Annotated in this window: 11 protein-coding genes; 5 read left to right on the forward strand and 6 right to left on the reverse strand. The window is 63.6% G+C overall.

The genetic code is table 11. The annotated features are described in order from the left end of the window. Nucleotides 1-166: 166 nt before the first annotated feature. Both AC1DYW_RS21945 and AC1DYW_RS21950 read right to left on the reverse strand, forming a co-directional pair. Nucleotides 167-760, reverse strand: a complete 594-nt coding sequence (locus AC1DYW_RS21945; RefSeq protein WP_457150614.1) for a hypothetical protein — start codon at nt 758-760, stop codon at nt 167-169. A gap of 45 nt (nt 761-805) precedes the next feature. Beyond that, a complete protein-coding gene (locus AC1DYW_RS21950; RefSeq protein ID WP_095084415.1) occupies nt 806-1,423 on the reverse strand; it encodes a TetR/AcrR family transcriptional regulator in 618 nt (205 codons plus the stop codon). Between the two features lie 73 nt (nt 1,424-1,496). Here AC1DYW_RS21950 and AC1DYW_RS21955 point away from each other — a divergent pair, with 73 nt between their 5' ends. Continuing rightward, entirely contained in the window at nt 1,497-2,780 is a 1,284-nt protein-coding gene (locus tag AC1DYW_RS21955; RefSeq protein ID WP_457150612.1) for an MFS transporter, read from the forward strand. A gap of 153 nt (nt 2,781-2,933) precedes the next feature. Continuing rightward, the gene (locus AC1DYW_RS21960; RefSeq protein ID WP_477227609.1) at nt 2,934-4,508 is read left to right on the forward strand and encodes an alkaline phosphatase D family protein; all 1,575 of its coding nucleotides are present in this window, start codon (nt 2,934-2,936) and stop codon (nt 4,506-4,508) included. A 45-nt stretch (nt 4,509-4,553) separates the two neighbouring features. Here the strand turns inward: AC1DYW_RS21960 and AC1DYW_RS21965 are convergent, their stop codons facing one another. Then, nucleotides 4,554-4,835, reverse strand: a complete 282-nt coding sequence (locus AC1DYW_RS21965; RefSeq protein ID WP_245331066.1) for a hypothetical protein — start codon at nt 4,833-4,835, stop codon at nt 4,554-4,556. A gap of 196 nt (nt 4,836-5,031) precedes the next feature. Between AC1DYW_RS21965 and typA the strand changes: the two genes are divergently transcribed. Further along, nucleotides 5,032-6,861 (forward strand): translational GTPase TypA, encoded by a 1,830-nt coding sequence (typA, locus tag AC1DYW_RS21970; protein WP_095084146.1) that lies wholly within the window; start codon nt 5,032-5,034, stop codon nt 6,859-6,861. A 65-nt stretch (nt 6,862-6,926) separates the two neighbouring features. Here the strand turns inward: typA and AC1DYW_RS21975 are convergent, their stop codons facing one another. Continuing rightward, on the reverse strand, nt 6,927-7,553 hold the full coding sequence (locus AC1DYW_RS21975) for a DUF1062 domain-containing protein (RefSeq protein WP_477227610.1): 627 nt from the start codon (nt 7,551-7,553) through the stop codon (nt 6,927-6,929). A 476-nt stretch (nt 7,554-8,029) separates the two neighbouring features. On the opposite strand from AC1DYW_RS21975, the gene AC1DYW_RS21980 reads away from it, so the two are divergent. Further along, nucleotides 8,030-8,641 (forward strand): LysE family translocator, encoded by a 612-nt coding sequence (locus tag AC1DYW_RS21980; protein WP_457150544.1) that lies wholly within the window; start codon nt 8,030-8,032, stop codon nt 8,639-8,641. A gap of 100 nt (nt 8,642-8,741) precedes the next feature. Here AC1DYW_RS21980 and AC1DYW_RS21985 read toward each other — a convergent pair whose 3' ends face one another. Continuing rightward, entirely contained in the window at nt 8,742-9,065 is a 324-nt protein-coding gene (locus AC1DYW_RS21985) for a YciI family protein (RefSeq protein ID WP_095084148.1), read from the reverse strand. A 130-nt stretch (nt 9,066-9,195) separates the two neighbouring features. Continuing rightward, a complete protein-coding gene (locus tag AC1DYW_RS21990) occupies nt 9,196-9,759 on the reverse strand; it encodes a peroxidase-related enzyme (RefSeq protein ID WP_477227611.1) in 564 nt (187 codons plus the stop codon). 136 nt (nt 9,760-9,895) lie between these two features. Between AC1DYW_RS21990 and AC1DYW_RS21995 the strand changes: the two genes are divergently transcribed. Next, nucleotides 9,896-14,686: an NAD-glutamate dehydrogenase gene (locus AC1DYW_RS21995; RefSeq protein WP_477227612.1), complete on the forward strand. Its 4,791-nt coding sequence runs from the start codon at nt 9,896-9,898 to the stop codon at nt 14,684-14,686. Nucleotides 14,687-14,827 lie beyond the last annotated feature (141 nt).

Below are 14,827 nucleotides of genomic sequence, written 5' to 3' on the forward strand. Positions count from 1 at the left end.
GGGATCCATGCCGTGATGCCTGTCGCGGACGCGGCGGAACAGAATTCTGCACCGCTACGGCGTTGTGATTTCGCGGCATGGATCCTCGGGTCTGCGCTGCGTCGCTACGCTCGTTGCTCCGCCCGTGGATGACGAAGTTGCGGACGCTGCGGCCAATCCGACGAGCTTAGTTATCGACCCGACCGAAAGCCGGCACGTTGCCGATGACGGTGTGCCGGTCCTTGCCGCAGGCGAACGTCCGCGCTTTCTCGTCGGCCAGTTTGCGCGCCTGATCGTTGGCGGCGGGATTGCCGGTGGCCAGCACCAGGCCGACCGTGCAGCCATCGCGGGCGTCCATCTGGCCGACCTTGGCGATGAGCAGCACCTCGGTCGGCTTCTTTTCGTCGTCCGGGTTGCTGATCGAGCGGCGGTGGATCGCGGCAAAGGGCACAGCCTTGTCGCCCGTGGTTTCGATGCGCCACTCGATCCTGGCGCCGGACGAATTGAAGCCGGAGAAACTCTCCCAGACCGATGTCATGTCGCTGCCGGGCGGAAAGCCATAAAACAGCGATTCGCGCGCGTCGTCATAGGCGATCAGAACGGGGTAGCCGCGATAGCCTGAACAGGCGAGATCGGCCCAGTCGCCGTCGCCTTCTTCGGCCTGCGCGTAGGTTACGCAGTCCTTCTTCCAGTCGAGATCGGTATAGGCGCTAGATATATCGCTCGCCTGCGCAGCCTGGCAGAAACCGGCCAAGACGAACGGGATCAGAAGAGCGCGCATGGCCGACAATCTCCGTTGCAAGCCATCGCAGCGTAGCGTCAAACGCTATTTCTTCAAGCTCGCTTCAATCAGCAGATCGGCGTTGCGAGCGACCGACTGCGCCGGGCCGCCGAGCCCGAACAGCTGGCCGCTGATATAGGCGCCTTCGATAAGCAGCAGCAGGCCGTCGCCCAGCGTATCGGGATCCTGCGCACCCATTGCAACCGCCATGGCGCGCAGGCGGCGGCGCAATTCCTGCTTGTTGGCCTCGCTGACCACGCGGGCCGGATGGCTGTGTTCGGGGTACTCGACCGCCGCATTGGTCATGCCGCAGCCGCGATAGTCCGCCACCTGCGTTCGCTTGCCGATGCGGGTCAGGAATGCCTTGATCTGCGCACGCGGGTCGCCGGGATGGGCGGCGACCGCCTCATCGAAACGCTCCCAGTATTCCTGGTCGTACTGCCTGAGATAGGAGGCCGCCAGCTCATCCTTGGAGGGAAAGCTGCGATAGAGGCTGGGCTTGGTGACGCCGGCGCGCTTGACGATCTCGTCGACGCCGATCGCCCTGATACCGCGTCGGTAGAACAGCTCGTAGGCCACGTCGAGGATCTTCTTGGCGGCCTTCGGTGGCGCCGATGCATGACCGTCGCTGATGGTCAGTTCAATATTTTTGTCCGTTGGCATCATGGAACTCGATTGACAATGTTACCGATCGGTACGTATACCTTCTCCCATCTGCAACGTACCGGTCAGTAACATGATAGCTCAATCCCGTCCGTTTGGCCAGCGCTACGCTTTCGTCGTGGTTGGCGTCATCTTCCTCTGCCTGCTGGTCGCGGCCGGCCTGCGCTCGGCGCCCGCCGTCATGATGCTGCCGTTGGAGAACAGTTTCGGCTGGCGCCGCGACGTCGTTTCGCTGGCCGCCGGTGTCGGCATCCTGCTCTACGGCCTGACCGGGCCGTTCGCCGCCGCCCTGATGGAGCGGATCGGGCTGCGCCGCACGCTGCTTGCCTCGCTGGTGGTGATGTCAGGCTCGACCGCGCTTAGCCTCTTGATGACCAAGCCTTGGCATCTGTTCATCACCTGGGGCGTGTTCTCGGGCATTGGTTCCGGCGCTGTCGCCAGCGTGCTCGGCGCTACCATCGTCAACCGCTGGTTCAAGACCAATCGCGGCCTTGTCATGGGGCTGATGTCGGCCTCCAGTGCCTCCGGCATGCTGGTGTTCCTGCCGCTGATCGCCTCGCTGGCACAGTCGGGCGGCTGGCAGCCGGTTGTCATCGCCGTTTCGATCGCCACCGCTGCTCTGGTGCCGCTGGTCTGGCTGCTGGTGCCGGAGCGGCCGGCTTCGATCGGCATGGTGCGCTATGGTGCCGCGGCCGACGATGTGCCGCCGGTGTCACCGGCATCGCAGGGCAATTTCCTAGCCCACACGTTCTCGACGCTGCGCCGCGCCGCCGGCACGCGCGTGTTCTGGTATCTGTTCGCCACCTTCTTCGTCTGCGGTTTCACCACCAACGGACTGGTCGGCACGCATCTGATCGCCTTCTGCGGCGACATGGGCATCGGCGAGGTGCAGGCCGCCGGCCTGCTGTCGATGATGGGCATTTTCGACCTGATCGGCACGACGCTGTCGGGCTGGCTCACCGACCGTTTCGACCCGCGCAAGCTGCTCGGCGTCTATTATGGGATCCGTGGCCTGTCGCTGATCTACCTGCCCTATTCCGGCTTCTCGGCAACCAGCCTGATCATCTTCGCGGTGCTTTACGGCCTCGACTGGATCGCCACCGTGCCGCCGACGCTGAGGCTCGCCAACGAGGCATTCGGCGATCGCAGCGGTCCGATCGTGTTCGGCTGGATCGTCGCTGGACATCAGATCGGCGCAGCTGCTGCCGCAGCCTTCGGCGGCACGATGCGCGAGCTTCAGGGCAATTACGAGCTGGCCTTCATGATCGCCGGCATGACGGCAATCGCCGCCGCCTGTATCTCGCTGTTGATCAACACCAGCCGACCGGCCTTCGATCCGGAACCGCAAGCGGCTTAAGGCGACTGGGTGCGTTCTCCCCTTCTCCCCCTGGGAGAAGGGGAGAACGTGCCCAGCCTGTTGGTTGTTATCAAACCGTCATGGTTTCGAGATGCGCCTGAAACATTGAGGCTGGACCTTGGTGGCACCGTTCAAGCCATCCAGGAGACAGCCATGAACAAGCTCTCGATGACCCGCCGTGCTTTCGTCACCTCGGCCAGCGCCGTTGGCCTGGTCGGCGTCTCCGGCCTGGCGCTGCCATACTATTCACGCGCCAGCCAGCGCCCGGCCTTCACCCATGGCGTCCAGTCGGGCGATGTCGACGCCACCAGCGGCATGGTGTGGACGCGCACGGATCGGCCGTCGCGCGTCATGTTCGAAGTGTCGTCGACCGAAAGTTTCACTGATGCCGTCCGCCTTGCGCCGCTCGATACCTCGCCGGCCAGCGACTATACGGTCAAGCGTCTGCTCACCGACCTCGCTTCCGACCAGGACATCTTCTATCGCATGACGGCGGCCGATCTCGCCGACGTCAATGCGGTTTCCGAGCCAATCACCGGCCGCTTCCGCACCGCGCCCGCTTCCAGGCGCGACATCAAGTTCGCCTGGTCGGGCGACACCGCCGGCCAAGGCTGGGGTATCGACGAGACCGGTATGAAGACTTACGCCACGATCGGCAAGCACACGCCCGACTTCTTCCTGCATTCGGGCGACACCATCTATGCCGACGGCGCGATGAAGGACGAGGTCGACCTGCCCGGGGGCGGCAAGTGGAAGAACGTCGTGCTGATCGACGGCAAGCGCAAGGTCGCCGAGACGCTGGACGAATACCGGGACCAGTGGAAATACAACATGATGGACAAGAACGTGCTGGGCCTCAGCGCTATTTGCCCGACGTTCTACCAGTGGGACGACCACGAAGTGCTGAACAACTGGTCGGATTCGAAGGATCTCAGTGCCGACAACCGGTACACCGAGAAATCCATCCATGTGCTGGCGGCACGCGCGGCGCGCGCTTTCCATGAAATGACGACGATCCGCTACGAACCGTCCGAGCCGGGCCGCGTCTATCGCAAGATTGCCTATGGGCCGCTGCTCGACGTGTTCTTCCTCGATATGCGTTCCTATCGCGGCCCCAACGGTCCGGACATGCAAGATGAGATGACGCCGCAATCGCGCATGCTCGGCGAACAGCAGACGAAATGGCTGAAGCGCGAACTGGCAAATTCGAAGGCAACCTGGAAAATCATCGCCGCCGACATGCCACTCGGCCTCGTCGTTTGGGACGATGCCGCCAAGAAAGCGGGCGCCGAAGCGGTGAGCAACGGCGACAACGGTCCGGCCAAGGGACGCGAGCTCGAGATTGCCGACCTTTTGCGGTTCATCAAGAACGCCGGCATCAGCAACACCGTCTGGCTGACCGCCGACGTGCATTACACCGCCGCGCACTACTACAATCCCCACAAGGCGCAGTTCCAGGATTTCAATCCGTTCTGGGAATTCGTCTCGGGCCCGATCCATGCAGGCACGTTCGGCCCGAACGATTTCGACATGACCTTCGGTCCAGAGCTGAAATTCATCAAGGCGCCAACTGCCGAGCAAGGCCAGAACCTGCCGCCGTCAGCTGGCCTGCAATTCTTCGGGCTGGTCGATATCAATGGCGCCAGCGAGCAGATGAGTGTGCGGCTGATGGATCGCGACGACAACGAACTCTACAAGGTCACGCTCGACCCGGTGCGGTCGGCGTAAGCCGACCTTCGTCATCTGTGGGATGACGACCGCTGCCGGCGGTCGTCAGTCGGGATAGCAGACCATCGGGACGTTCGGCCAGACGGCAGTGTCGCAGTTGGCGGCGTCCTGCCTCTGCTTGAAGGCGGCACTGACCGGGCCGGTCACCATCGGGTCGACCCCGTCGGGTGCGTCGGCAAAGACCTGCTCGGCGGATGGCGCAACGGTTGGCAAGGCAGGCCGCGCTTCCTTCTGCGTCGCAGCCGACTGCGCGGCGTTGGCCGCCAGCAGGATAGCAAAGGCAGCGGACGCGATGAGCGGCCAAAATCGGTTGAGTTTATCGGTCATGACGTTCGAACTGTCCGGGCCTCGAAAGGTTCCCGCCTTGGTTAACAAAATCATTTCACACGCAGATGCTTAAGATTTGATGAGTATTTGGTGTCGCGCGTCCTCTTTCGCAACTGCGAAAAACCCTGTATGAGCCGCGCAACCGAAAGAGGCAGCGCCTTTGGCCTGCTGCCTGCAACGCTTCCGAGACCAGAACATGAAAATTCGTAATATCGCGATCATCGCGCACGTCGACCATGGAAAAACCACCCTCGTCGACCAGTTGCTCCGGCAATCCGGCTCCTTCCGCGACAATCAGCGCGTCGCCGAGCGCGCCATGGATTCCAACGACCTCGAAAAGGAACGCGGTATCACCATCCTGGCCAAGGCGACCTCGGTCGACTGGAAGGACACCCGCATCAACATCGTCGACACCCCTGGCCACGCCGACTTTGGCGGAGAGGTCGAGCGCATCCTGTCGATGGTGGATTCGGCCATCGTGCTGGTCGACGCCGCCGAAGGGCCGATGCCGCAGACCAAATTCGTCGTCGGCAAGGCGCTCAAGGTCGGCCTGAAGCCGATCGTCGTCATCAACAAGATCGACCGTCCGGACGCCCGCCATGTCGAGGTGGTCAACGAGGTGTTCGACCTGTTCGCGGCGCTCGACGCCACCGACGAGCAGCTCGATTTCCCGATCCTCTACGGTTCAGGCCGCGATGGCTGGGTTTCGGAAAATCCGGAAGGCCCCAAGGACCAGGGCCTGGCGCCGCTGTTCGATCTCGTCATCAAGCATGTGCCGACGCCGACCGTTCATCCCGGCCCATTCCGCATGATCGGCACCATCCTGGAAGCCAATCCTTTCCTTGGCCGCATCATCACCGGCCGCATCGAGAGCGGCACGCTGAAGTCCAACCAGCCGGTCAAGGTGCTGCACCATGACGGCACGCTGGTCGAGACCGGCCGTATTTCCAAGATCCTCGCTTTCCGCGGCCTCGAGCGCCAGCCGATCGAAGAGGCCCAGGCGGGTGATATCGTCGCCATCGCCGGCCTGTCGAAGGGCACCGTCGCCGATACGTTCTGCGACCCGTCCGTGACCGAACCCCTGCATGCGCAGCCGATCGATCCGCCGACCGTGACCATGTCCTTCCTCGTCAACGACAGCCCGCTTGCCGGCACCGAAGGCGACAAGGTGACCAGCCGCGTCATCCGTGACCGCCTGCTGCGCGAGGCCGAAGGCAATGTCGCGCTGAAGATCGAGGAATCGCCGGACAAGGATTCGTTCTTCGTCTCCGGCCGTGGCGAATTGCAGCTGGCCGTGCTGATCGAGACGATGCGCCGCGAAGGCTTCGAGATCGCCGTATCGCGTCCGCGCGTCGTCATGCAGAAGGGCGAAAGCGGCGAATTGCTGGAGCCGGTCGAGGAAGTCGTCATCGACGTCGACGAGGAGCATGCCGGCATCGTCGTGCAGAAGATGTCGGAGCGCAAGGCCGAGATGGTCGAGCTGCGCCCGTCCGGCGGCAACCGCCAGCGCATCGTCTTCCACGCGCCGACGCGTGGCCTGATCGGCTATCAGTCGGAACTGCTGACCGACACGCGCGGCACCGCCGTGATGAACCGGCTGTTCCACGCCTACGAGCCCTATAAGGGCGAATTGCCGGGCCGCACCAATGGCGTGCTGATCTCCAACGAGCAGGGCGAGGCGGTGGCCTATGCCATGTGGAACCTGGAAGATCGCGGCCCGATGGTCATCGATCCCGGCGTCAAGGTCTATCAGGGCATGATCATCGGCATCCATAGCCGCGACAACGACCTCGAAGTGAACGTGCTGAAGGGCAAGAAGCTGACCAACATCCGCGCCGCCGGCAAGGACGAGGCGGTCAAGCTCACCCCGCCGATCCGCATGACGCTGGAACGCGCGCTGGCCTGGATCCAGGACGACGAGCTGGTCGAGGTGACGCCGAAGACTATCCGCCTGCGCAAGCTCTATCTCGATCCGAACGAGCGCAAGCGCTTCGAGAAGTCAGCCAAGGCAGTCGGCGCCGCATAACCTTATTTTCTTTTTCTCACAGCTGAGAGGGGCGGAGTGCACAAGTGCTTCGCCCCTCTGTTCATTCACCCGCTGGCGGCCGAGATGATGGCCTGACGATCGGGTTGGCCGGCGAGGTCGATGCGGATCGTGGTCCCCGCGCGGGCCGGCTTGCGCAGGGCTTTGGCGCCGTCAGGGTCCACGACCAGCAATCGCCTTTCTTCCAACGCCTGAAGCCGCGATCGCGGGAGGCCGAGTTCGCTCGCGAGCAGCCGGTCAAGCCGCAGCGATGTCGGCATTTCGAGCCCGAGCAGGAGTTCCAACATGGTTGCGGCCTCTTGAGGGGAGCCGAGCACTTGTTTGCGGACGACGACGTCGGCAAATTCTTCAACGCGTCCCACACGGCTCCGCAGCGCGACGACATCGAAAGCATGGCGCCGGGCGAGTGACGGATCATTGCTTTCGAGCGCCGCGAGCCGCGCCGGTTCGATATCGCGGCGGCTGCAGCGCTCCAATATGCCGAAATTCCAGGAATTGTCGCAGTCGATGCAACGGTAGATCAGCCAGACGTCGATGCGCTTGCCGTTGGCGTTGACGCGGAATTTTTCGCTGCAGCGATAGGCCTTGACGGTGCCGCAGCGATTGCAGTTGATGAGTGGTCGAGGTGCGGTCTTGGGCGCGATCGCCCAGCGGATACGCAGGAGTGCAGACATGCCGATAAGCCCTTCCCGTCGGGAAGTTCATCAGGTCGGCAATGTCGAGATGCCCATGCGGGCGCGGCGTGGCGGCAGGCTGTGGCGATCGGAAATCAGGTGTCACGGGCGGAAAGCGCGCGACAGCGGTTCAGCAGTGCCAAACCGGTCTCGAACCGCCGCCCAGAGGAACACATGAATTGAAAACAGGCACCGCGAATGCGGCGCCATGCAGTGTGTCGGGGGAGTTGACGAGACCGGCGGTTACTGAGGCAAAGTGACGCTCGAAATTGTTTCGCGGCGGCCCTTCTAGCTGCGAGATGCCAGAGGTGCAAGGCACCTGATTATCTCACGTTGGTGCTACCCTTCATTGCCGGCACCTTCTCCCCGTAAGGGATGGAGGAGAAGGGAGAAGCTCCAGCGATTATCTTGCCTTTGCCAGCGTTACAGCTGTCGGGTTAGTGTGGCGGATCGAACCTCAAGCAGAGATCCTGACCATGCACCTCACTTCGCTGCTGATCTTCGCCGCCGCCTTGTTCGTTGCCGCCGGTTCGCCGGGCCCGTCGATCGCGGCGCTCGTCGCGCGGGTCATCTCGAAAGGGTATCGTGACGTGTTCCCGTTCCTGCTCGCCATGTGGATTGGCGAGGGCATCTGGCTGTCGCTGGCGGTGTTCGGACTGGCTGTCGTGGCGCAGAGTTTTCACTTCGCCTTCGTCGTCGTGAAATGGATCGGCGTCGCCTATCTCGCTTATCTCGCCTTCAAGATGTGGACCGCGCCGGTTGACGCCAAAGAGGGCGAGATGCCGCGCGAGGATTCGCCCGCAAAACTGTTCTTCGCCGGCATGGCGGTGACGCTCGGCAATCCGAAGATCATGATGTTCTACCTGGCGCTGCTGCCGACGATCATCGACCTCGCGTCGGTGAGCATCCTCGGCTGGGTCGAATTGACGGCGACCATGGCGGTGGTCCTCATCGTCATCAATCTCGCCTGGGTGCTCGCCGCCTCGCAGGCGCGCAAGCTGTTGAAAAGCAAGCGCGCCATGAAGATCGCCAACCGCGTCAGCGCCACGACGATGGCCGGTGCCGCCGCGGCGATCGCGGCGCGGTGATAGGGCATGCATCCGAACCGAAGGACGGCGTCAGCGAAAAGCGGGAACGTTTTCTGCTTCGCAGACCCTCGGTTAGGAGGATCACGCTTAAAACGCCGCGTCACATCACTTCAATGATCGGCGCGATCTCGACGCTGAAAGCCGGGTCCATAAGGATAGGACAATCCTTGGCCTTGCCGACGGCATCGTCGATGTCTTTTGCTTCAACGATCGTATAGCCGGCGGTTGGATTGCTGCCGCCATTGTTCTCGACCTTGCCGCCGGGCAGCACCATCTTCGACATGCCGACCGGATTGCCGCCGTCGACCACGGCCGAGCCGAGCTTGCCGTACCAGTGCGTCCAGGCGTCCATTGCCGCCTGCCGTTCGGCCTCCTCGGTCGGCATCTTGCCCGAGCCGTGATAGACGTAGAGAAACTTCGCCATGTTCTCCTCCCTTGATCAGCGGCATCGAACCGGCATGCGGTCACGCCGCCTGGCAATCATCGGACCAAAGCGGCGAACATGCAACGAGAATGCGAAAGGGCTAATGTAGGGCGCGGCTGGCTCCAGCAGCTCACCTCGCCATCGCGTGGTATTCGTCGTTCGGCCGCATGTCGATTGCCGCCGCCACGCGGTTCGACATGTTGAAGAACGAAGCGGTCGAGGCGATGTCCCAGATGTCGCGATCGGTGAAGCCGGCCTTGCGCAGTCCGGCTCGATCAGCCTCGACGATCTTAGTCGGCTCTTCGGTCAGCTTGACGGCGAATTCGAGCATTGCGGTCTGCCTCGGCGATAGCTCGGCGGCGCGGAAGTTCATCACCATCATCTCGCCGAGCGTCGGGTCGCCGGAGAGCTGGCGCACCGCCGCGCCATGCGCGGTCAGGCAATAATAGCAATGGTTGATCGAGGAGACGGCGACCGCGATCATCTCGCGTTCCAGTTTCGACAGGCCGGACTCGCCCAGCATCAGGTCGTTGTACATGTCGGTGAAGGCACGCAGCTTCTTGTCGTCGAAGGCGTAGGCGCGCAGCACGTTGGGAACGAGGCCGAGCTTCTCCTCGCATTTGGCGAAATAGGTTTTTGTCGCATCGCTCAACTCTCCCGAAGCAAGGTCAAGCGCGGTGATTTTGCCGGTCATGGGGTGGCTTCTCCTCGTTGGGCGATGTCCTGTCGCCGAATTCCGATAAATCTTGGCAAGCCGTCAAACCTTTGTCGCCAAACAGCGCTCATCTGCTACCATAGTCACAAAAGCATGCGACGGGAGGAATGGCATCATGGCCAGCGTGAAATCCGCAGCGAAGTCGAAGAAAAAGGCCACCGCAGCAGCAAGGACGGAGGAAAGACCAGCCAGGCTTGCCGACTACCTGCTCGCCCGCGCGCCGGCCGAAGACATCGCCGCCTATGAGGCGGCCGACCTCGAACGCGCCGCCGATCTTGCCGGCCAGGCGGTCGCCGGCCACAAGAAGAGTGAGTGCGTCGTCGCCGTCGATGCCGATTCAGGCGTCGTCAGCCAGGGCCGCCCAGTGACGGTGATCACGGTCGTCAACGACAACATGCCGTTCCTGTTCGATTCCATCCTCGGCGAGATCACCGAAAGCGCCGGTGAACCGACCTTGGTCACCCACCCGGTCATCACCGTTCGCCGCGGCAAAGGCGGTGTGGAAGAAATCCTCGGCGACGGCAATTTCGCCAAGGACGACGGCAGCCACGACCGGCTGAGCGTCATCCATGTCCATATCCCGCGGCTGACCGCCGAGCAGGCGGCCGGATTGACCGAGCGGCTGCGCAAGATGCTCGGCCAGGTGCACGCTGCTGTCCACGACTGGCGGCCGATGCTGGCCCGCCTCGACCAGGCGATCTCGGAGTTCCGCTATTCGGCGGTGCCGCTCGACAAGAAGAGCGTTGCCGAGGCGATCGCCTTCCTGGAGTGGCTGCGCGACGACAATTTCACCTTCCTCGGCATGCGCGAGTTCAAATACACCGGCGGCGAGGAAAGCGGCACGCTGGAGCGCGCCGACAAGCCCGGTCTCGGTATCCTGTCCGATCCGGATGTGCTGGTGCTGAGGCGCGGCACGGAAGCTGTGACGACAACGCCGGAAATCCGCGCCTTCCTGCATGGGCCGGAGCCGCTGATCGTCACCAAGGCCAATGCCAAGTCTTCGGTGCACCGCCGCATCTATCTCGATTACATCGGCGTCAAGACCTACACGTCCAAGGGCACGCTGGCGGGCGAATTGCGCATCGTCGGCCTGTTCACCTCGACCGCCTACACGCGCTCCGTGATGAAGATCCCGTATCTGCGGTCGAAGGCCGAAACGATCATCGCCAAGTCCGGTTTCGATCGGCACGATCACTCCGGCAAGGCGCTGATCAATGTGCTGGAGAGCTATCCGCGCGACGAGTTGTTCCAGGTGCCGGTGCCGATCCTGAGGAAGCACGCCGCAGCCATTCTCGGCTTGGTCGAGCGGCCGCGGGTCCGGGCGCTGGTGCGTGTCGACCAGTTCGATCGCTTCGTCTCGATCCTCGTCTTCGTGCCGCGCGACCGCTACGACAGCGTCGTGCGCGAGAAGATCGGCAGCTATCTCAAGACCGTCTTCGAAGGCCGGCTGTCGGCCCATTACCCGGCCTTCCCCGAAGGCGGGCTGGCGCGCGTCCATTTCATCATCGGCCGCTCCGGCGGCAAGACGCCGAAGGTCGAGCAAGCGGCGATCGAGGCGGCGATCCGTGACATCGTGCGCACCTGGGAGGATGCCCTTTCCGATGCGGCCGACGCGAATGGCGGCAACCAGGCTTTGAAGAGCATCGCCGCACGGCTGCCGGAAAGCTACCGCGATACGTTCAGCGCAGCGGTGGCGCTGGCCGATGCGGGGCGCATCGCCAAGATCAGCGCCAGCAATCCGATCGCCATCGACTATTATCGCAATGCCGAGCAGAAGCCGCATCAGGCGTCGCTGAAGATCTATCACCACGGCAGCCCGGTGGCGTTGTCACGGCGCGTGCCGGTGCTGGAAAACATCGGCTTCCGGGTCATCAGCGAGCGCACCTTCGAGGTCGGCGACGACCAGTCCGGCATGGTCTTCATCCACGACATGGAGCTGGAGAACAGCTACGGCAAGCCGATCGACCTTGCCGATGGCGGCGCGCTGTTCGAAGACGCATTCCTGTCCGTCTGGCGCGGCGACGTCGACAATGACGGCTATAACGGCCTTGCCCAGACCGCAGGCCTGTGGTCGGGCGAGATCACCATCCTGCGCGCCTATGGCCGCTATCTGCAGCAGGTCGGCATTCCGCAAAGCCAGGACTTCATCGCCGCCGCGCTCAACCGCTATCCCGATATCGCGCGCGGCCTGCACGCCCTGTTCATCGCCCGGCTTGGCCCGACGGCCGAGACAGAAGGCGTGGTGGCGGCAAAGCACCTCAAGGCCAAGATCAAGGATGCGCTGGAAGATGTGCCGAACATCGACGACGACACCATCATCCGCCGCTACCTCAACCTGATCGAAGCCTCGCTGCGCACCAATCATTTCGTTGCCGATACGAAAGAGAAAGGCCAGTCGCTGGCGATCAAACTCGATTCGCATGCGGTCGACGGCTTGCCGGCGCCGCGGCCGTGGCGGGAGATCTTCGTCTACGGTTCCGAGGTCGAGGGGCTGCATCTGCGCTTCGGCCCTGTGGCGCGTGGCGGTCTGCGCTGGTCGGACCGCGCCCAGGACTACCGCACCGAGGTTCTCGGCCTGGTCAAGGCGCAGCAGGTCAAGAATGCCGTCATCGTGCCGGTTGGCGCCAAGGGCGGCTTTTTCCCCAAGCGCCTGCCGGCGGGCGGCAGCCGCGATGCGATCTTCGAGGCCGGCACTTCGGCCTACAAGAACTTTGTCTCCAGCCTGCTGTCGATCACCGACAATATCGGCCTCGACGGCGTCATCCCGCCGGCCGGCGTCGTGCGCCGCGACCCGGACGATCCATATTTCGTCGTTGCCGCCGACAAGGGCACGGCGACCTTCTCCGACACGGCGAACGCCATCAGCGAGAAGCATGGCTTCTGGCTCGACGACGCCTTCGCCAGCGGCGGTTCGGCCGGCTACGACCACAAGAAGATGGGCATCACCGCCAAGGGCGCCTGGGAGGCGGTCAAGCGGCATTTCCGCGAGATGAACCGCGACATCCAGACCTCACCCTTCACCGTCGTCGGTGTCGGCGACATGTCGGGCGACGTGTTCGGCAACGGCATGCTTTTGTCGCCGAAGACCAGGCTGATCGCCGCCTTCGACCATCGCGACATCTTCATCGATCCCGATCCCGACATGACGGCTTCGATGGCCGAGCGCGAGCGCATGTTCGCCCTGCCGCGTTCGAGCTGGCAAGACTACGACAAGACCAAACTGTCGGAAGGCGGCATCATCGTGTCGCGCAACCAGAAGTCGATTACCTTGCCGGCGGCGGCGGCGGCGGCGATCGGTCTGGCCAAGACGACCGCCACGCCGGTCGAGATCATGGGCGCCATCCTCAAGGCGCCGGTCGATCTGCTCTGGTTCGGCGGCATCGGCACGTATTTGAGGGCATCCGGCGAAACCAACGCCGAGGTCGGCGACCGCGCCAACGATGCCGTCCGCATCACCGCGCTCGATGTGCGCGCCAAGGTGATCGGCGAGGGCGCCAATCTCGGCGTGACGCAGCGGGCCCGCATCGAGTTCGGCATGAATGGCGGCCGCTGCAACTCGGACGCCATCGACAATTCGGGCGGCGTCAACTGCTCCGACGTCGAGGTCAATATCAAGATTGCGCTGGCTTCGGCCATGCGCAAGGGATCGTTGACGCGCCCGGCGCGCAACAAGCTGCTGGCCGAAATGACCGGGGAGGTTGGCGGACTGGTGCTGTCCAACAATTACGAGCAGACGCTGGCGCTTTCGATCGCCCGCAAGCGCGGCCTCGCTGACATCGCGCATCAAAGCCGCTTCATGACGGCGCTGGAGGGACGCGGCCTGCTCGACCGCGCCGTCGAGACGCTGCCGTCGCCGGCGGCGCTCACCGAGCGCGAAGCACGCGGCGAGCCGCTGACCAGGGCCGAGCTCGGCGTGTTGCTGGCCTATGCCAAGATCGTGCTGTTTTCCGATATCGTCGCCAGCGACGTGCCGGACGACGTGCATTTCGATCGCGACCTGATGGGCTATTTCCCGGACCGGATGGCGAAGAAATACGCAGCCGAGATCAACGACCACAGGCTGCGCCGCGAGATCATTGCCCGCGTCGTCGCCAACGACCTGGTCAATCGCGGCGGGCCGTCCTTCGTCAACAGGCTGCAGGAAGCGACAGGCCGCACCGCGGCCGACGTGGTGCGCACCTTTGCTGTGGTGCGCGACGGTTTTGCCTTGCCGGCGCTCTATCGCGAGATCGACGCGCTTGACAATCTCGTCGACGGCCAGGTGCAGCTTGATCTCTACCAGGCGGTCAGCCGGCTGATCTATGTGACCAGCGGCTGGTATCTCAAGAACGATGCCGGCACCGCACCACTTGGTCAGCGCATTGGCGAACTCATGGAAGCGCGCAAGGCACTGGAGCCCAGGCTCGTTTCGCTGCTGCCGGCCTTCTCGCGCGAGCGTATCGAGGAGAAGCGGCACGGACTGTTCAAAAGCGGCGCGCCGGAAAAGCTGGCCGGGCAATTGGCCTTGAACGAGGTGGCGGAGCTCATCCCCGACATCTCGCTGACGGCGCGCACGGCCGGCGCCGACATCGTTGCCGCGGCCAAGGCGTTCTTCGCGGTCAGCGATGCCTTCCGTATCCCGCGTGTCGAGGACGCGGCGCGTTCGATCACTCCCTCCGACTACTACGATCAGCTGGCGCTGTCGCGCGCCACCGACACGATCGGCGCAGCGCGGCGCGGCATTGCGGTGGCAGCACTCACCGGTCATGCCAAGGCCGCGGATCCGGTGGTGGCCTGGCTGGAAGCCGGCGGCGAGCGGGTGGCGCGCATCCGCGAGCGGCTTCAGGCGCTCACCGAAGGCGGCGACATCACCGTGTCGCGGCTGTCGGTCGCGTCGGGGCTGATGAGCGATCTGACGGGGATGTGAACCCATTCGCTTCACAAGGCTGGTGCTGCCCCTCATCCGGCTGCCGCCACCTTCTCCCCGTATTGTGACGGGGAGAAGGGAGCCTGTCGCGATCGTCGGCGCCTTACTACAACGCTGACCGTTGGCGAAACGTCGATGACC

The organism is Mesorhizobium sp. P2_D5 (assembly GCF_056404355.1).